The sequence below is a fragment of the Marivivens sp. LCG002 genome (assembly GCF_030264275.1).
In the GTDB taxonomy this organism is placed as follows: Bacteria; Pseudomonadota; Alphaproteobacteria; order Rhodobacterales; family Rhodobacteraceae; genus Marivivens.
Window position 1 is genome coordinate 1,578,295 of record NZ_CP127165.1, and the last position, 17,206, is coordinate 1,595,500.

The following is a 17,206-nucleotide window of genomic DNA, read 5'->3' on the forward strand; positions in this document are numbered from 1 at the left end:
CGTTTTTGCGCAAACACAGAGGTTTGAGAGCCACCCGACCACCAAGGACTTTCCCATGGGCACTTTGATCGTTACTTAGGCCCAAGCGAAACGCGGGAGGCGATATGTTTTTCTGGATTATCTCGATGTCTTTGGCCGTCATTGCGACGGTGTCGTTGCTGTTGCCCCTGTTCCGCAACACAAGGACCGCCGCGACCGAAGATGCCGTGAGCGAGGTGGACATCTATCGCGAGCAACTTGCCGAAGTGGAACGCGACCTGGAACGCGGCGTTCTCGACACCGCAGAGGCCGAGCGCACCCGCACGGAAATCGCGCGCCGTCTTCTGGCCGCCGACAAGGCAGGCTCCCAACAGACAGGGGATGCGCCGCTCCTTGCAAGCCGCATGACCTCTGCCCTCTTCGGCGTTGTTGTTGTTGCACTTTCTGCCGGTCTTTATCTCTATGTCGGTGCTCCGGGGGCACAGGACCTGCCGCTCAAGGCGCGCATCGCTGCGGGGGATGACATCCGCGCGAACCGTATGAGCCAGGCAGAAGCAGAAGAGCTTGCCCAAGCCATGCCGCGCCCCGAAATCGACGCCCCTGCGGATTATCTCGAGATGGTCCAGCAGCTCCGCGATATCGTCCCGACCCGCCCCGATGATCAGGCAGGCTGGAGGCTTCTTGCCCGTCACGAAGCGGCTTTGACCAATTACGCGGCGGCTGCAGCGGCGCAGGCCCATCTTGTCGATCTTGTCGGCGCACAGGTCCAGATCACCGATCTCGAGCGGCTTGCCGATTATATGGTTGCGGCAACGGCGGGACTTGTCACACCCGAAGCCGAAGCGGTCTCGCGCCAAATTCTCGAACGCGATACCGACAATATCGCCGCGCGCTATTACCTCGGGCTGCTTTATGCGCAAACCGACCGCCCCGACGTGGCCTTCCGCCTTTGGAAACAGGTCATCGACAACGGAACTCCCGAGCAAATCCACGTCGAACTTGCCAAAGGCCAGATCGAGGATGCCGCATGGCGTGCAGGCGTTGAATACGAGCTGCCCCGCACCGCCGCCCTCCCCGGACCCACGGCCGACCAGATCGAGGATGCAGCCAATATGTCCGCCGAAGATCAGGGCAACATGATCCAAGGCATGGTCGGCCGCCTCATGGACCGTCTGGCGAATGAAGGCGGCACGCCCGAGGAATGGGCCCGTCTGATCAATGCTTTGGGGGTTATTGGCGACACCGATCGCGCGCTCGCGATCTGGACCGAGGCCCAAGGCGTCTTTGCGGGCAACACCGAAGCGCTCACCCAAATCCGCGCCGCCGCGCAATCCGCAGGGGTGGCACAGTGATCCTCGAAGACACCGCCGAATTTGCGGCCAGCCTGAAACCGATGCGCGCGATTTGCGGTCTCGATCTCGGGACCGTCACCATCGGCGTGGCGGTTTCGGACAATTTCCGAAATGTCGCGAGCCCGCTTGAAACCATCAAACGCAAGAAATTCACCACCGATGCCGAAGCGCTTCTTGCCATCATCAAAAAGCGCGAGCTGGCGGGGATCGTCCTTGGCCTGCCCAAGAATATGGACGGCAGCGAAGGCCCCCGCGCCCAATCCACCCGCGCCTTTGCGCGCAACCTGACCAAACTCACCGATGTGCCGATCACCTATTGGGACGAACGTCTCTCTACCGTGGCAGCGGAACGGGCGCTACTGGAGGCGGATACGTCTCGAAAGCGTCGCGATGAGGTGATCGACCATGTGGCGGCAGGGTTTATCCTTCAGGGGCTGCTGGACAGACTGGCATTCATGGGACGGGCGGAATGAGCGCACCTGAAAACACCGACAACATCTGGAAGCGGGCCGAGATTGAAAGCCCCTGCGTCAAGGTCTGCGTTGTCCATCCCGAAGAGCGCATCTGCATCGGCTGTCTGCGCACGCTTGACGAGATCGGCGGCTGGTCCCGTATGACACCCGAAGCGCGCAAAGCCGTGATGGCAGAGCTTCCCTCTCGCAAAGGACGCGTCGCCAAACGGCGCGGAGGCCGCGCCGCTCGGCTTGAACGGGATCAATAACCCAAAGCTTTCCGAAGCATATTGAGCGCCACTAGGATCAGGAACAGACCGAACACCCGCTTGAGTCGCTTTGCATCGGTCTTGTGGGCGAGGGTCGCGCCCATCGGCGCTGTGATGAGCGTCATGGCGATGACAAGCCCAAAGGCCACGAGGTTGACCGCCCCGATGGTAAAGGGCGGCTTGGAGGCGGGATCGACATCGGTCAGCAAGAACCCCGCAACGGAGGGCACGGCGATGATCACGCCAAAGCCTGCTGCAGTCGCAACCGCGCGATGGATCGGCACGTTGAAGAGCGTCATGGTCGGCACCCCGAAGGAGCCGCCACCGATCCCCATCAGAACCGACAGGAACCCGATGACGGGCGAGCCGGCAAGCGCCTTGGCCCCGCGCGGCATCGCATTGCCGAGACGCCATTCGGATTTGCCGAAGGTCATGTAGAGGCCGATGACCACGGCAAGCACGCCGAAGATCATCTGGAGTTGTTGCGAGCGTAGCGAAGCCGCCGTCAACATCCCGATCACGGCACCGATCGCGATCCCCGGCGCCCAGCCCTTGAGAATTTCCCAATCCACGGCGCCCTTTTTGTTGTGCGAAAGCACCGAGCGGATCGAGGTGACGATGATGGTCGCAAGCGAGGTCGCAAGACAGACCTGCATCAGATCGGCCCCGCCATAGCCCAAGGTCGTAAAGGCGTAAAAGAACGCAGGAACGAGCACGATCCCGCCGCCGACCCCGAGCAAACCCGCAAGAACGCCTGCAAAAGCACCGATCACGACGAGCACCGCCGCCATCGCAAACAACAATCCCATATCGCCCATTACGGCCTCCCTTTCGCGCAGTTGCGCTTTTGTGACGGCTTAGGCGCGCGGCTGCAAGCGATCAGAGTGCATCCGTGACCGAGGACAGGGCCTTGAGCACCGTTTCCGGCCCTGCTCCATCCTTGTGCGCCTCTTGCGAGAGGATGCGTCGCCAGCCCCGCGCCCCGCTGCGGCCTGCAAAAGCCCCAAGCATATGTCGGGTGATCTGGTTCAACCGCCCACCGTTGACAAGGTGCGCTTCGATATAAGGAAGCATCTGGCGCACGGCCTCTTCTGCGGTCGGCCCCTCAGAGCCGCCGTAAATGCGCGCATCGGCGTCGCACAGGATATCCGCAGGCTGATGATAGGCGGCCCGCCCGATCATCACCCCGTCCAGCCCCGAAGCAAGAAGTTCGACCGCGTGATCAAGGGTCGCGATCCCGCCGTTGATCGAGATATGAAGATTTGGGTAAGCGGCCTTCATGCGTTTGACGAGGTCGTAATCTAGCGGCGGAATATCCCTGTTTTCCTTGGGGCTGAGCCCTTCGAGCCATGCTTTTCGGGCGTGGATCGTAAAGCGCCGCACACCTGCCGCGCTCACCTTTTCGAGAAAATCGGGAAGCACCTCTTCGGGGTTCTGCTCGTCCACACCAATACGGCATTTGACGGTCACTTCGACGTTGGAGGCCCCGATCATCGCGGCGACACACTCGGCCACAAGGTCGGGCGACTTCATCAGAACCGCGCCAAAGGCCCCCGACTGCACGCGGTCAGAGGGGCAGCCGACATTGAGGTTCACCTCGTCATAGCCATACCCGCAGGAAATCCGCGTCGCCTCGGCCAACTCTTTGGGGTCAGACCCTCCGATCTGAAGCGCGACGGGGTGCTCTTCGGGGCTATAGGCGAGCAGACGTTCGTGTTCCCCCCGCACAATCGCGGGCGCTGTCACCATTTCGGTGTAAAGTAGCGTCTCGCGGCTCATCAAGCGGTGGAAATACCGACAATGGCGATCCGTCCAATCCATCATCGGCGCAACCGAAAGCCGCGCCGCCCGCGTCGTTGCGGGGCTCTGGGGGTTCTGGATCGGGGGTGTGTCGAGCATCCGCAGCAGCGTCCTGTCCAAGTGGGATCAAAGCGCTTTCTTAGGGGCAAAGGAGATGTTTTTCCAGCCCCGTCGGATTAAGGGTGCGCAAGGTTTTCCCTGCGCACCCCAAAGTCTTTAGGCGGTTGCCTTGGCAAGTGCCTGATCGAGGTCGGCGATGATGTCTTTCACATCTTCGATGCCGATAGAAACGCGGACCACATTCGGTGCGGCGCCTGCTTTGACCTGCTGCTCGGGCTCGAGCTGGCGGTGGGTGGTCGAGGCAGGGTGGATGATCAAGCTGCGCGCGTCACCGAGGTTGGCTACATGGCTAAAGAGCTTGAGGTTGTCGACCAGCTTGACGCAAGCGTCATAACCGCCCTTGACTGCGACGGTGAAGAGAGCCCCTGCCCCTTTGGGCACGATACGGCCCGCACGCTCGTTCCAGGGCGAGCTTTCGAGACCTGCATAGGTGACGCCTTCGATCCGCGGGTCTTTTTCAAGCCACTCGGCGACGGCTTTGGCGTTCGCAACGTGGCGCTCCATCCGAAGCGCAAGCGTTTCGATCCCCATAAGGGTGTAATGCGCGCCCTGCGGGTTCATGGTCATACCGAGGTCACGAAGACCGACAGCGATCGAGTGGAAGGTAAAGGCCATCGCGCCGAGTGCGGCATGGAAGGTCAGACCGTGATAAGCAGGCTCGGGCTGCGAGAGCGAGGGGAATTTGTCGCTTGCGGACCAGTCGAACTTGCCCGAGTCGACGACGATACCGCCCGTCACCGTGCCGTTGCCCGTGAGGTATTTGGTGGCCGAATGCACGACAAGGGTCGCGCCATGCTCGATCGGGCGGCAGAGATATGGCGTGGCCGTGGTGTTGTCGACGATGAGCGGAACGCCCGCCGCATCCGCGATCTTGGCGAGAGCGTCGAGGTCACTGATATAGCCGCCGGGGTTCGCGATGGTCTCGCAGAACACGGCGCGGGTGTTTTCGTCGATGGCAGCCTCGACAGCGGCAAGGTCTTCGGTATCGACGAATTTGGCCGACCAGCCGAAGCGTTTGATCGTCTGGCTGAACTGGGTGATCGTGCCGCCGTAAAGACGCGAGGAGGCCACGATATTGCAGCCGGGCTGCATCAGCGGGAAAAGCGCCATGATCTGCGCGGCGTGACCCGAAGAACAGGCGATCCCGCCCGCCGCGCCTTCGAGAGCGGCAACGCGATTGGCCAGAGCCGCAACCGTCGGGTTGGTCAGACGCGAATAGATATAGCCCACTTCTTCAAGGTTGAAGAGTTTTGCGGCATGTTCGGCATCGCGGAACACATAGGCCGTCGTCTGATAGATCGGCACCTGACGCGCGCCTGTTGCAGGATCGGGCGCGGTGCCTGCGTGGATGGCAAGTGTATCGAAACCGTATTGATTTTCGCTCATGTGAAAGTCTCCCTTAGCGTTGCGCAGAGACTGGACGAGCTTCGCGCCGATGCCAAGTGCTTTCAAAAGAAAAAGCACCACGCAGGATCGTCTGCGCGGTGCCTTGTTCCGAATGCGGTGCGGTTTACTTGAGCAAAGATCCCATACGGCGCATCGCAAGCGCATAACCTTCCACACCGAAGCCCGCCATCACGCCTTCGGCGCGGAGCGAGACATAGGAATGGTGACGGAAGCTTTCGCGCTTGTGCACGTTGGAGATATGCACCTCGAAGACCACACCTTCGTAGGCATTGAGCGCATCGAGGATCGCAACCGAAGTATGGGTAAAGGCACCGGGGTTGATGATGATCCCTTGGGCCTTTTCCCGTGCCTCGTGGATCCAGTCGATGATCTGGCCCTCGTGGTTGGACTGCATGAGCTTGGAGGTGATCCCGAACTCTTCGGCCACCTTGGCGCAGTTTGCGGCCACGTCCTCAAGCGTGTCATAGCCATAAATTTCGGGCTGTCGCTTGCCCAGAAGGTTGAGGTTGGGGCCGTTGAGAATATAGACGGTCTTGCTCATCGTGGATCCTGTGATTTGCGCATATCCGCGCCGTTAGTCCTGGGGGAGTGCCCCGCTGATTTGTCGGGCAAGATCATTGCCCGTGCGTTCGATGTGGGCGCGCAAGAGCCGCGCGGCGAGATCGGCGTTGCGATCCACGGCGGCGTTTGCAATCGCGTTGTGTTCGTCCTGAATATCGGCCGCCCCTGCGGGCTGTTTGAGGAAAATGCGGCGATACCGGTCGCTCTGGTTCTGAAGGTTCTGGCAAAATTCGACCAGCATCTCCATGCCGCAGCCTTCGATCAATGTCTTGTGAAAGGCCCAATGCGCCGCTTCCCAAACTTCCATTGCCTCGGGCGAGGAAACATCGCGCTCAGTCCGCCCGAGCCTGTGCAGAGCGCCCAGAACGTTGCTCTCCCACTCCAGATCGGCGCGCTCGATGGAATATCTGAGCGCAAGGCTCTCCAGATCGGAGCGCAGGCGCGTCACCTCGGCCAAAAGCTGGAGCGAAACGGGCGCGACACGATAGCCGCGCTGGTCCTCGAACTCGACAAGTCCTGTGGAGACGAGCCGCGAAATCGCCTCGCGCATCGGTGAGAGCGACACCTGATAAACCTCGCGCAGGTAGTCGATGTTGAGCTTGCTTCCCGGCGCCAACTCGCCGCGCAGGATCGACTTGAGCAGCGACGACGCCACAAGGCTCGCTCGGGTCGATTTGCGGGGTGTCTCTTTTTCTTCGTGAAGCAGCATGAAAGAACCTATATTCGTGCCCACGATTTGTGACGCAATAATCGATTATACGCAAGCGCCTCAATTAAGTTGGACTAAGACGATATTATCCGCCAATATTAAGCCAAGTAATATGGGCAATTGAACATGATCCTTCCGAGCGAAGACGCAGGCGTCGGCCAAAGCACCTATGAGACCCTGCGCACCGACATCATCTTCGGGCGGCTTGCACCTGCCTCCAAGCTCAAGCTCGATGATTTGCGCGACACCTACGGCGCATCGGTCTCGACCATCCGCGAGGCGCTCAACCGGCTCACGACCGAAGAGCTTGTTCTTGCCGAGGGGCAGCGCGGTTTCTTTGTCGCTCCTATGACGGCCAAGGATCTCGTCGAAATTGCGGATCTTCGGATTTTACTGGAATGTCATGCGCTTACCCTCTCCTTTGCGAATGGGGACACCGAATGGGAGGGGCGGATCGTTTCGGCGCACCATAAGCTCCACCGCATGGAACAACGCATGGCGGCCAATGATGTCTCGGTCCGCGAAAGCTGGAAGCAATACGACTGGGAATTCCATCAGGCGCTTATCTCGGCGTGCGACAGCGCCTCGCTCCTGAGCCTGCACGGCAGCGTGTTCGACAAATATCTGCGCTACCAGATGCGGTCGTTGACGTTCAGAGGCGACAAGGCCGCGCGCGAGCACCGAGAGATGCTCGATGCTGCGATGGATCGCGACAGTGAAAGAGCGAAAACGATTCTCAGGTCCCACATCGAGGGAGGCGTTCGTCACTGTCTCAACAATCCCAATGTTCTGCCCAGCCGTTGAATTTCCGCTCAGCAAGGCGCGCTATCTCACTGAAACGTGAATAAATTCAATATACTAACAAATAATCGATTTTAAATCATAAGATCATACGAAACCAAATAAATCATCCATAGATCAAAACCTATGTTGATCTATGTCAAAATCCATGCTTGCTTCTGCATCGGAGAACTGACCTATTTTCGTCAGTGCCATGTTCATTTTCGGGAGGAACACCATGCCTATGACTTTTGCACGCCGCACCCTTTTGGCGTCTGCTGCTGCTCTTGCAGTTTCCACCATTGCCGGCACCGCTTTCGCGGAAGCGCATGGCGACAAAATCCAGCTTCGGCTGAGCTCGCCCGCCTCTGAAACCGACCAGCGCGCCGTCGCCCTGATCGAAAAGTTCGGCCCCGCTGTCGCCGATTTCGCCAGCTTCGAGCCCCACTGGAACGCCTCGCTCTTCGCGCAGGGCACCGAGCTTGAAGCCATCGCCTCGGGCGACCTTGAAATGTCGATCACCTCGGCTCAGGAACTTGCAACGTTCTTCCCCGAGTTCTCGATCTTCACCGCTGGCTACGTCCATCAGGACGCCGCGCATCAGGTAGCCGTGTTCAACGATCCTCTGATGGACCCCTTCAAGGCAAAGGCAGAGGAAGAGCTTGGCGTAAAGCTTCTTTCGGTCATGTATCTGGGCCGCCGTCAGGTGAACCTGCGTCAGTCCAAGGACGAGCTGACGGTCACCACCCCCGCCGATCTGGCCGGTGTGAACCTGCGTATGCCCGGCACCGACGCATGGCAGTTCCTCGGCTCGGCGCTTGGCGCGGCCCCGACCCCGCTTGCCTTTACCGAGGTTTACACCGCCCTTCAGACGGGCGCTGTCGACGGTCAGGACAACCCGCTCCCGACCGTTGTGGACGCCAAGTTCTATGAAGTCACCAAACAGATCGTTCTGACCTCGCACCTTGTCGACCTCAACTACCTTGCGATCTCCAAGGCTGTTTGGGACGGTCTTGATGCCGACCAACAGGCTGCCGTTCAGGCTGCGGCTGACGCTGCTGCCGAGTTTGGCCGCGACAACCAGCTCCAGAAAGAAGCCGACCTCGTCGCCTTCCTCGAAGAGCAGGGCCTTGCCGTTTACGAGCCCGATGTTGCTGCCTTCCGCGAGGCGGTCCAGTCGGCTTATCTCTCGTCCGACTTCGCCGCGAGCTGGCCCGAAGGCGTTCTCGAGCAGATCAACGCTCTGGGCAACTAAGCACCACAACGCGGGAGGCTTGAGCCGATATGAAAACGATATCGAACCTTTTCTCCCGCGTGACGGAAAGCGTGGCGGCCCTCATGATGGCCGCCATGTTCGCCACTTTCATCATCCAGATCATCGTGCGCTATGTCGTGGGGGCCGAATGGTTCACCGCGCTTTTGGGGCATTCGCTGGACCCCAGTTATTTCGGCTGGACGCTTGAGTTCTGCCTCGCGCTTTGGGTCTGGATCGTCTTTTGGGGCAATTCTTTTGTCGTGAGAGAGACGGACCATGTGCGCTTCGACATTCTTTTCTTCCTCGTCTCGCCCAAGGTGCAGCGCATCTTTGCCTTTGTCGGCGCTTTGGTCGTCATCGGAGCGATGCTCTATTCGATCGAGCCGACCTACGCCAAGATGAAGATCCTGCGCCTGAAATCGAGCGCGACACTCCCCGTCAAGATGTTGCCCATCTACTCGATCTACTTCCTCTTTCTCGTCGTTGTGCCGATCCGTTACGCGTGGCGCGCCTATGTCGTCGCCCGCAAAGGCCTCCCGGAGGAGACCATCCAATGAGCTTTGAACTCGGTATGATGCTGCTGGCCCTCTTCGGGCTGGCGGGTATGGGTTTGCCTATCGCCTATGCCATCCTGTGCGCGGCGCTGCTCTACCTCGAACTTTCGGGGCGCGGGGTCGGACTTGCGGGGAAACTCCTGATGGACGGGCTTTACCAGAGCTTTGTCCTTCTTGCCGTGCCGCTCTTTATCGTCGCGGCCAATATCATGAACGCGGGCTCCATCGCCGACCGTCTTCTCAAGTTCTGCATCGCGCTGGTGGGCCGTTTCAAAGGCGGTATGGGCCATGTCAACGTAGTTGCATCGCTTATTTTTTCGGGCATGTCGGGCTCGGCCGTGGCCGATGCTGCGGGGATCGGCAAGATCATCATCGAGATGATGACCAAGGACGGACGTTTCGGGCGCGGCTATGCAGCGGCGATCACAGCGGCCTCGGCCACCATCGGGCCGATCATCCCGCCGTCCATTCCGATGGTGCTCTATGCGCTCGTCTCGAACACTTCGATCGGCTATCTTTTTTTCGCAGGTATCGTGCCCGGTCTGTTGATGGGCGTCGTCCTCATGGCGATGAACGTCTATATCAGCCACAAGCGCGGTTATGCGACGGAAGCGCCCGTGCCGCTGCGGGATATGCCGCGCACCACAGCCCGTGCCTTCCCTGCCCTCATGATGCCTGTGATCCTCTTGTCGGGCATCTATCTCGGCTACACCACCCCGACAGAGGCCGCTGCAGTCGCCGCGCTTTATGCTCTTGTCGTGGCGGCATTCATCTATCGCGAACTGACTTGGCGGTCGCTCTATGCGGTCTTTGCGGATGCGGCGCGCTCCTCTGCCTCGGTCGGGATCGTGATCGGTGGGGCGCTCATCCTCAATTACATCGTGTCGGACCAGAAAATACCGGAAATGGTGGCCCGCGCGATGGTCGGTCTCGACGTCTCGCCGCTGGTGTTCCTCTTGATGGTCAACCTGATCATTCTGGCGCTCGGCTGCCTTCTGGACGCATCAACGATCATCCTTGTGATCATCCCGCTCTTTATTCCGACATGCCGCGAATTGGGGATCGACCTTGTGCATTTCGGCGTCGTTGCGGTGGTGAACTGTATGATCGGCCTGATCACGCCGCCCTATGGCATCCTGCTCTTTGTGATCAACGCTGTGACGGGCATTCCGCTTGCCGAGATCATCAAGGAAATCTGGGCCTTCCTTGTCGCGCTGGTTCTTGCGCTTCTGGCGATGATCCTGTTCCCCGACATGGTGCTCTTTTTGCCGAGATTGCTGGGCTACCAAGGGTAGAAAAGTTTCACTTTTCGAACATTTGAAAGGGGTCTTGTGACAACAAGTCCCCTTTTTCCATCACTTTCGGAACAAAATTCCGACATCGGCAACATTCGTTCCGGTTGCCCCCGTTACAAGCAAATCGCCCGAGAGTGAAAGCGCGGTGTAGCTGTCGTTGTTGGCGAGATACATGCCGATGTCCCCGCCCTTGGCGGCAATGCGTCCAAGGGTGCCCTGATCGACGATGGCCCCTGCGGCATCGGTCGGACCGTCGCGGCCATCTGTTCCGGCCTGAAGGCACATCCATTCGCCCCAGCCGCGTTTACCGGCCTCAACCGCGATCCTGAGCGCAAGTTCCTGATTGCGGCCCCCTTTGCCTTTGCCCTTGATCTGGACCGTCGTTTCCCCGCCCCAAAGGGTAAAGCCGCGTTTGGCCGCCTGATCACAGATCAGACGCGCGGCTTCGGCGACATCGCCCTCGACAGGATCGGCAAGAAGCGTCACCCCCTCGATCTCTCCGGCAATCGCCCGAAGGCTCTGGGTGTTGGAACCGATTAGCCTATTGTCGCCGCTCTTGAGACGACGAATGCGCCCGACGGCGGCAAGGTGATCACGCACGCTGTCCGAGATGTAATCCCAAAGCCCGAAGCGTTTGAGCATCTGGATGGCATCCCCCGCCGTGCCGAGCGAAGGCGCGGTCGGACCGCTGGCAATCGTCGAAAGATCATCGCCCACCACATCCGAGAGGATCAGCGCCCGCACGGGATGCGGCTCGGCCGAAACGATGAAACCGCCGCCCTTGAGCCGCGAAAGCTGCTGGCGGACAAGGTTCATCTGGCGGATGTCGGCCCCGCTGGCGAGCAAAAGACGGTTCACCTCGGCCTTTTCCTCAAGCGAAATACCCTTGGCCGGCGCAGGCAAAAGCGCTGAGCCACCGCCCGAAATGAGCGCGAGCACGGGTCCCGCCCCAGCTTCGAGAGCGTCAAGAACAGCCTGCGACGCCTTGGCCCCGTTTTCATCGGGAATCGGGTGCCCCGACGCAAAGACCTCGGCCCCGTCGAGATCGCGGGCGTTTTCGTAATTGGTGATGACGAGACAGCGCGCACCCCGACCCAGCGTGTCGAGCGCGGCTTCGGCCATGCGCATGGCCGCTTTGCCGACCGAGACAATCAGCGCAGGCTCGAAAGGGTCCTCTGCAAGCGCAGTGCGAACAGCCTCATAGGGATCGGCAGCGGCAACCCCGACTTGGAAAAGATGGGTAAGCTGGGTTCTCAGAGCGTCCGACATGTGCGCCTCTTGGGTGACTTGACCTCAGTTTGAACAACCAAGGACAAGGCACAAGCAAAAAGAGCAACCTTTCAGCAATTTCAGTCGTTTGAGCCGCGCCCGACCCTAAGCAGCGGGGGCGCGAAGCGTCAGCCCGCCTGCCTCGACGATGAAATCGACGACCTGATCAACACCGACACCGTTACGCATTTCGCCGAAAACAAAGGGGCGTCCCTTGCGGTGCTCGGTCGCGTCCCGCTCCATACGTGCGGTATCGGCCCCGACATAGGGCGCAAGATCGCGCTTGTTGATGATAAGAAGGTCGGATTTCGTCAGTGCCGGCCCGCCTTTGCGCGGGATGTCATCCCCAGCCGCCGTGTCGATCACATAGAGCGTGAGATCGGCAAGTTCGGGCGAGAAGGTCGCCGAAAGATTGTCGCCGCCGCTCTCGATCAGGATCAGATCAAGGTCGGGAAAGGCCTCGTTCAACTCGGCCACGGCGGCAAGGTTGATCGAAGCATCCTCGCGAATAGCCGTATGGGGACAGCCCCCCGTTTCGACACCGCGGATACGGTCGAGGGGAAGCACCTGTTGACGCATGAGCGCCTCTGCATCTTCGCGGGTATAGATGTCATTGGTGATGACCGCCATGGAAAGACGGCTCGAAAGAGCGCGGCACAGCTGCGCGGTAAGGGTCGTTTTACCCGCACCCACAGGTCCGCCGATCCCGACACGAAGGGGTCCATTAGGAGAGGTCATGTCCGATATATCCTGATATCTTGGGTTTCATGATGGATCGAGCCGATATCCCCGAGCGGTGCAAACCCGCCCAGATCGTCGAGCGTGGCCTCGACCCCTTCCTGCGCCGTTTCGGCAATCAGGGGGGAAAGACGCTTGAGAATCGCCTGCGCTTCGCTGGCCCCGAGCGGGATCGCGCGGCAGGCAATGGTGACAAGGTTTGCAGCAAAGCTCTGGACGTAAAACAGAGCCGTTTCGGCCAAGGGGAGCGCCTCGGCCCGCGCGGCCGCCCCGATGGCAACGGGATAAGGCGCAGCGACGGCTCCGGTGACTTGCGCAAAGGCCGCGCCTTGGAGCTTGCTTTCTTGCGCGCGCTCGGCCCCTGCCCCAAGCGCCATGGCAAGATCGGACAGCTCGGCACAATCGCCGCCCCGATGGGCCGCGGCCAAGAGGATTATGTCGTTTCGCGGCGCGCCATAACGGAGGATATCGACGAGCCATGCCTCGAAACTCGGCCCGTTATGCACCTTGCCCTCGGTGATGAACCATTCCAGCCCGTGCGAATAGGCATAGCCGCCGACAGGGTAATTTGCCGAGAACCACTGGCTCAGGCGCAGGAGTGCGGAAGGATCAATGCGCGTGGCCATGGGTTCTTCCGTGACCATAGGCGCCACCCTCGGGGGTAAAGGGCTCGACCACATTCTCAAGGTTCGCTCCAAGACGCATGAGCATATCGGCCAGCACGTGATCGCGTTTGATGAGCAAGCGCCCCGCCCCGATTTGGCAGGGAGTGTGACGGTTCCCGATGTGCCACGCCAGCCGCGTCAGGTTCTCGCCCCGAACGGCAAGCAATTCCTCGGGGGCGGCAATGACCTGCACGGCGCGCCCATCGGCAAGCACCAGCTGGTCCCCGTGATCGAGCGAGCGCGTCTCGGGAAGATCGAGAAGGATCGCCTCGCCCTGATCGGTGACAAGCCGTTTGCGGCGGATGAAGCGGTCCTCATAGGTCAGACGGATGGTCAGAGCCGCAGGCGGGTTCGGCGCGGGGCGCACCTCTCGCGCGGGGATCGGGGCAAGTCCGAGGTCAACCATTCGCCACTCCTTTCATCAATGCACCTAGCGCCGCGAGCCCGTTTTTGGTCACATTGGCATGGGCGGCGACGACGAAATCAGCCAGAAGTTCAAGCTCCACCCGCGCCAGATCGACCGAGGTCCGACCATCAGCATTGCCGAAGGCATCGCTTTGGCCCATGAGCCAGTCGCGCTGATCCTCTCGAAGGTTCAGGATCGCCGAGGTCTCGGACACGAGAGCTGCAAAAATGCGGTCGCCTGCAACAAAGAGAGCCATGCCGCCCTCTTGCCGCTCCTCTGTGCCGCGCTGCGCCATGGCCAAGGCGCGAAGATGATCCGCCGAGACCGCCATCAGAAGAGGAAATACCGCTGCGCCATCGGAAGCTCCTTGGCTGGTTCACAGGTCAGAAGTTCACCGTTGGCGCGGACTTCATAAGTTTCGGGGTTCACGTCGATGTCGGGCATGAGATTGTTGAGCACCATGTCAGCTTTGCCGATGTTTCGGCAATTCTCGACGGGAAGCACCTCTTTGCCAAGCCCCTCGCCGATGCCCGCCTCATAGGCCGCGCGCGAGACAAAGGTCACGCTGCCCTTGGCCAGCCCCTGACCATAGCCGCCGAACATGGCGCGGGAATAAACGGGCTGGGGCGTCGGGATCGAGGCATTGGTATCGCCCATCTGCGCCACGGCAATCGTGCCGCCAAGGAGCACCATTTCAGGCTTCACCCCGAAGAACGCAGGCTTCCAGAGAACGAGATCCGCGCGCTTGCCCACCTCGACCGAGCCGATATGGCGCGACATGCCATGCGCAATCGCGGGGTTGATCGTGTATTTCGCGATATAGCGGCGCACGCGGGCATTGTCGTTCTCGCCCGTCTCATCTGCGAGCCGCCCACGCTGCTTGCGCATTTTGTCGGCGGTCTGCCATGTGCGGATGATCACTTCGCCCACACGGCCCATGGCCTGACTGTCGGAGGCGATGATCGAAAAGGCGCCCATATCGTGAAGGATATCCTCGGCCGCGATGGTTTCCTTGCGGATGCGGCTTTCGGCAAAGGCGACATCCTCTGGGATCGACTGATCGAGATGGTGACAGACCATGAGCATATCGAGATGCTCTTCGAGCGTGTTCACCGTATAGGGCCGCGTCGGGTTGGTCGACGACGGGATAACGTTCGGATGGCCACAGACTTTGATGATGTCGGGGGCATGGCCGCCGCCTGCGCCTTCGGTGTGGAAGGCGTGGATCGTGCGACCCTTCATCGCCGCGACGGTGTTCTCGACGAAGCCCGATTCATTGAGCGTATCGGTGTGGATCATCACCTGAACGTCCATCTCGTCGGCCACCGAAAGACAACAGTCGATAGCCGCAGGGGTTGTGCCCCAATCCTCGTGCAGCTTGAGGCAGGACGCCCCCGCACTCACCATCTCGCGCAGGGGCGCAGGGAGCGAGGCGTTGCCCTTGCCTGCAATGGCCGTATTCATCTGAAGCCCGTCAAAGGCCCCGAGCATCCGCCCGATGTGCCATGTGCCCGTGCAGGTCGTCGCCAGCGTGCCATGCGCAGGCCCCGAGCCGCCGCCGATCATCGTCGTGACGCCTGAATGGAGCGCATCGTCGAACTGCTGCGGCGCGATATAGTGGATATGGCTGTCGATGGCCCCTGCGGTAAGGATACAGCCCTCGCCCGCAATGGCTTCGGTGGCGGGGCCGATGATGATCGTCACGCCGCTTTGGGTGTCGGGGTTGCCCGCCTTGCCGATGCCTGCGATGCGCCCGTCCTTGAGACCGACGTCCGCCTTATAGATACCCGTATGATCCACGATCAGCGCATTGGTGATGACCGTATCCACCGCCCCTTCGGCGCGGGTGCGCTGGGACTGGCCCATGCCGTCGCGGATCACCTTGCCGCCGCCGAATTTCACTTCTTCGCCATAGGTGGTGAAGTCCTTTTCCACCTCGATGATCAGGTCGGTATCGGCAAGCCGCACACGGTCCCCCGTGGTGGGACCGAACATATCCGCATAGGTCGCGCGTGAGATTTGAGCCGGCATCAGAGCGCTCCCATGACATGTTGGTTAAAGCCGAAAACAACGCGGTCGCCGCCGATGGGAATGAGCTGAACCTCACGCTCTTGTCCCGGCTCGAAACGGACCGCCGTGCCCGAAGCGATATCGAGCCGCATACCGCGCGCGGTCTCACGGTCGAAACGGAGCGCGGGGTTGGTTTCGGCAAAGTGGTAATGGCTTCCGACCTGAACGGGACGATCGCCGGTATTGGCGACCAGAAGCGTGATCGCCTCGGCGCCTTGGTTCAACGTAATCTCGCCCGCTTTGGGCATGAGCTCTCCGGGGATCATCTGTGCCTCCTAGCGAATGGGGTGGTGAACGGTGACGAGCTTGGTGCCGTCGGGAAAGGTCGCCTCGACCTGAACGTCGTGGATCATCTCGGCGATGCCTTCCATACAGTCTTCGCGCGAGATCACATGCGCCCCCGCCTCCATCAGATCGGCAACCGAGCGCCCGTCGCGCGCGCCTTCGACCACATAATCGGTAATCAGGGCGATGGCCTCGGGATGGTTGAGCTTGACCCCTCGGGCTAGACGGTTGCGGGCGACTATTGCCGCCATCGAGATCAGCAATTTGTCTTTTTCACGCGGCGTGAGGTTCATGACGGCTCCTTACATAGTCCAGACGCGCGGCATCGGCGCAGAGCGGAAACGGGTGAGAAAATGGATCAGGCGCCCCCGAAGGAGGCGTGGATCAGAGGCCGCCAGACGCCCGATCAAACGGTCCTTGGTGGCGGAAAATGCAGCATCGGGGAGGATCGCTCGCGCCTCATCAAGACGGGTCTCCGCTCCATCCTTGACGAAAAGGATGGTCGCGATTGCGCGGCAATCCCCAAGTGCGGCCGACCCTGAAAGATCGTCAAGACCGCCTTCGAAACGGGTTGCCTCGGCATGCACCAAACGTGAAGAACGACGAATACGCCATTGATCTGAGATCGAGAAATGAGAAAGGCTTTCCCCCATGGCGCGGCGCCCGAAGATCAAAGGCTCGACGATCAGCAACTCGGAGGTGTCCTGCATATCGACCGTGATCGAACGCCCGAGCGCGGAGCGGTCGAACAGGATCGTCTCTTGCGGCATCCAGTGGATCGCGCCGCCCGCCCCGATCGTCAGATCAACCGAGACGCGCCCCATCGGGCCCGTCGATTTATAGACCCGCTCGGCGGTCTGGGTCGCGATATTGAGCCGTGCGCCCGTCTCGACGCTCGCCGAGATATCAAGGTGATCGCCGCCCGTCAGCCCGCCCGCCGTATTGATCAAAACCACATCAGGCTCGGCGGCGTGATTGCGCGGCATCATCGCCTTGAGACATCCCGACTGGTGCAGATCGACAAGGCGGTGCCGCTCTCCCGCAAAGCGCAGAGCAACCCGTCCCCGAGCACGTTGCATCGCAGCGATCTGAGTCCCGTCCGGCATGGCTTCCCCTATTCCTGTTGGGATCAGAAACAACGGGGGCAGGATCATCAATGCGGCGCGCTTAAATTTGCGTCACTCGGCATCAATCCGGTGCAATGCGCCGCAATTTCAGGCTATTTGCCTAAGTCTTGAGC

Annotated in this window: 21 protein-coding genes; 7 read left to right on the forward strand and 14 right to left on the reverse strand. The window is 60.5% G+C overall.

Features of this window, described 5'->3' with window-relative positions; all coding sequences use genetic code 11:
• The first annotated feature begins 104 nt into the window (after window positions 1-104).
• From ccmI to QQG91_RS07830, 3 genes are read left to right on the forward strand one after another with little or no spacing between them, the layout of a single operon-like run.
• Window positions 105-1,331, forward strand: a complete 1,227-nt coding sequence (gene ccmI, locus QQG91_RS07820; protein WP_285769667.1) for a c-type cytochrome biogenesis protein CcmI — start codon at window positions 105-107, stop codon at window positions 1,329-1,331.
• Window positions 1,328-1,804, forward strand: a complete 477-nt coding sequence (gene ruvX / locus QQG91_RS07825) for a Holliday junction resolvase RuvX (protein ID WP_285769668.1) — start codon at window positions 1,328-1,330, stop codon at window positions 1,802-1,804. The genes ccmI and ruvX overlap by 4 nt, the downstream gene beginning before the upstream one ends.
• A complete protein-coding gene (locus QQG91_RS07830) occupies window positions 1,801-2,052 on the forward strand; it encodes a DUF1289 domain-containing protein (RefSeq protein ID WP_285769669.1) in 252 nt (83 codons plus the stop codon). The genes ruvX and QQG91_RS07830 overlap by 4 nt, the downstream gene beginning before the upstream one ends.
• Here the strand turns inward: QQG91_RS07830 and QQG91_RS07835 are convergent.
• The 5 genes from QQG91_RS07835 to QQG91_RS07855 all read right to left on the reverse strand — a co-directional run bounded on the left by QQG91_RS07835 (window position 2,046) and on the right by QQG91_RS07855 (window position 6,649).
• Window positions 2,046-2,870, reverse strand: a complete 825-nt coding sequence (locus QQG91_RS07835) for a sulfite exporter TauE/SafE family protein (protein ID WP_285769670.1) — start codon at window positions 2,868-2,870, stop codon at window positions 2,046-2,048. The genes QQG91_RS07830 and QQG91_RS07835 overlap by 7 nt on opposite strands.
• A 61-nt stretch (window positions 2,871-2,931) precedes the next feature.
• Window positions 2,932-3,951 (reverse strand): tRNA dihydrouridine(20/20a) synthase DusA, encoded by a 1,020-nt coding sequence (gene dusA, locus QQG91_RS07840; RefSeq protein ID WP_285769671.1) that lies wholly within the window; start codon window positions 3,949-3,951, stop codon window positions 2,932-2,934.
• A gap of 117 nt (window positions 3,952-4,068) precedes the next feature.
• Window positions 4,069-5,358 carry an O-acetylhomoserine aminocarboxypropyltransferase/cysteine synthase family protein gene (locus QQG91_RS07845; RefSeq protein ID WP_285769672.1) on the reverse strand — a complete coding sequence of 430 codons (1,290 nt, stop codon included), beginning with the start codon at window positions 5,356-5,358 and terminating at the stop codon, window positions 4,069-4,071.
• Between the two features lie 124 nt (window positions 5,359-5,482).
• Entirely contained in the window at window positions 5,483-5,920 is a 438-nt protein-coding gene (aroQ, locus tag QQG91_RS07850; protein WP_285769673.1) for a type II 3-dehydroquinate dehydratase, read from the reverse strand.
• A 33-nt stretch (window positions 5,921-5,953) separates the two neighbouring features.
• Window positions 5,954-6,649 (reverse strand): GntR family transcriptional regulator, encoded by a 696-nt coding sequence (locus tag QQG91_RS07855; RefSeq protein WP_285769674.1) that lies wholly within the window; start codon window positions 6,647-6,649, stop codon window positions 5,954-5,956.
• 126 nt (window positions 6,650-6,775) lie between these two features.
• Between QQG91_RS07855 and QQG91_RS07860 the strand changes: the two genes are divergently transcribed.
• The 4 genes from QQG91_RS07860 (at window position 6,776) to QQG91_RS07875 (ending at window position 10,533) form a co-directional block, all read left to right on the forward strand.
• Window positions 6,776-7,453: a GntR family transcriptional regulator gene (locus QQG91_RS07860; RefSeq protein ID WP_285769675.1), complete on the forward strand. Its 678-nt coding sequence runs from the start codon at window positions 6,776-6,778 to the stop codon at window positions 7,451-7,453.
• A 214-nt stretch (window positions 7,454-7,667) separates the two neighbouring features.
• Entirely contained in the window at window positions 7,668-8,684 is a 1,017-nt protein-coding gene (gene dctP / locus QQG91_RS07865) for a TRAP transporter substrate-binding protein DctP (RefSeq protein WP_285769676.1), read from the forward strand.
• Between the two features lie 29 nt (window positions 8,685-8,713).
• Window positions 8,714-9,241, forward strand: a complete 528-nt coding sequence (locus QQG91_RS07870; RefSeq protein WP_285769677.1) for a TRAP transporter small permease — start codon at window positions 8,714-8,716, stop codon at window positions 9,239-9,241.
• Window positions 9,238-10,533 carry a TRAP transporter large permease gene (locus QQG91_RS07875; RefSeq protein ID WP_285769678.1) on the forward strand — a complete coding sequence of 432 codons (1,296 nt, stop codon included), beginning with the start codon at window positions 9,238-9,240 and terminating at the stop codon, window positions 10,531-10,533. Before QQG91_RS07870 ends, QQG91_RS07875 begins: the two co-directional genes overlap by 4 nt.
• A 60-nt stretch (window positions 10,534-10,593) precedes the next feature.
• Here the strand turns inward: QQG91_RS07875 and QQG91_RS07880 are convergent, their stop codons facing one another.
• The 9 genes from QQG91_RS07880 to QQG91_RS07920 form a co-directional block, all read right to left on the reverse strand.
• Window positions 10,594-11,802, reverse strand: a complete 1,209-nt coding sequence (locus tag QQG91_RS07880; protein WP_285769679.1) for a glycerate kinase type-2 family protein — start codon at window positions 11,800-11,802, stop codon at window positions 10,594-10,596.
• A gap of 105 nt (window positions 11,803-11,907) precedes the next feature.
• Window positions 11,908-12,540, reverse strand: a complete 633-nt coding sequence (gene ureG / locus QQG91_RS07885; RefSeq protein ID WP_285769680.1) for an urease accessory protein UreG — start codon at window positions 12,538-12,540, stop codon at window positions 11,908-11,910.
• Window positions 12,537-13,166 carry an urease accessory protein UreF gene (locus QQG91_RS07890; RefSeq protein WP_285769681.1) on the reverse strand — a complete coding sequence of 210 codons (630 nt, stop codon included), beginning with the start codon at window positions 13,164-13,166 and terminating at the stop codon, window positions 12,537-12,539. The genes ureG and QQG91_RS07890 overlap by 4 nt, the downstream gene beginning before the upstream one ends.
• Window positions 13,150-13,611: an urease accessory protein UreE gene (locus tag QQG91_RS07895; RefSeq protein WP_285769682.1), complete on the reverse strand. Its 462-nt coding sequence runs from the start codon at window positions 13,609-13,611 to the stop codon at window positions 13,150-13,152. Before QQG91_RS07895 ends, QQG91_RS07890 begins: the two co-directional genes overlap by 17 nt.
• Complete coding sequence (locus QQG91_RS07900) at window positions 13,604-13,942, reverse strand: hypothetical protein (RefSeq protein ID WP_285769683.1); 339 nt, start codon at window positions 13,940-13,942, stop codon at window positions 13,604-13,606. The genes QQG91_RS07895 and QQG91_RS07900 overlap by 8 nt, the downstream gene beginning before the upstream one ends.
• The gene (gene ureC / locus QQG91_RS07905) at window positions 13,942-15,642 is read right to left on the reverse strand and encodes an urease subunit alpha (RefSeq protein WP_285769684.1); all 1,701 of its coding nucleotides are present in this window, start codon (window positions 15,640-15,642) and stop codon (window positions 13,942-13,944) included. The genes QQG91_RS07900 and ureC overlap by 1 nt, the downstream gene beginning before the upstream one ends.
• Window positions 15,642-15,947 carry an urease subunit beta gene (locus QQG91_RS07910; RefSeq protein WP_285769685.1) on the reverse strand — a complete coding sequence of 102 codons (306 nt, stop codon included), beginning with the start codon at window positions 15,945-15,947 and terminating at the stop codon, window positions 15,642-15,644. The genes ureC and QQG91_RS07910 overlap by 1 nt, the downstream gene beginning before the upstream one ends.
• 9 nt (window positions 15,948-15,956) lie before the next feature.
• A complete protein-coding gene (locus tag QQG91_RS07915) occupies window positions 15,957-16,259 on the reverse strand; it encodes an urease subunit gamma (RefSeq protein WP_285769686.1) in 303 nt (100 codons plus the stop codon).
• A 9-nt stretch (window positions 16,260-16,268) separates the two neighbouring features.
• Window positions 16,269-17,072, reverse strand: coding sequence for an urease accessory protein UreD (locus QQG91_RS07920; RefSeq protein WP_285769687.1), 804 nt, complete (start codon window positions 17,070-17,072; stop codon window positions 16,269-16,271).
• Between the last annotated feature and the right edge of the window lie 134 nt (window positions 17,073-17,206).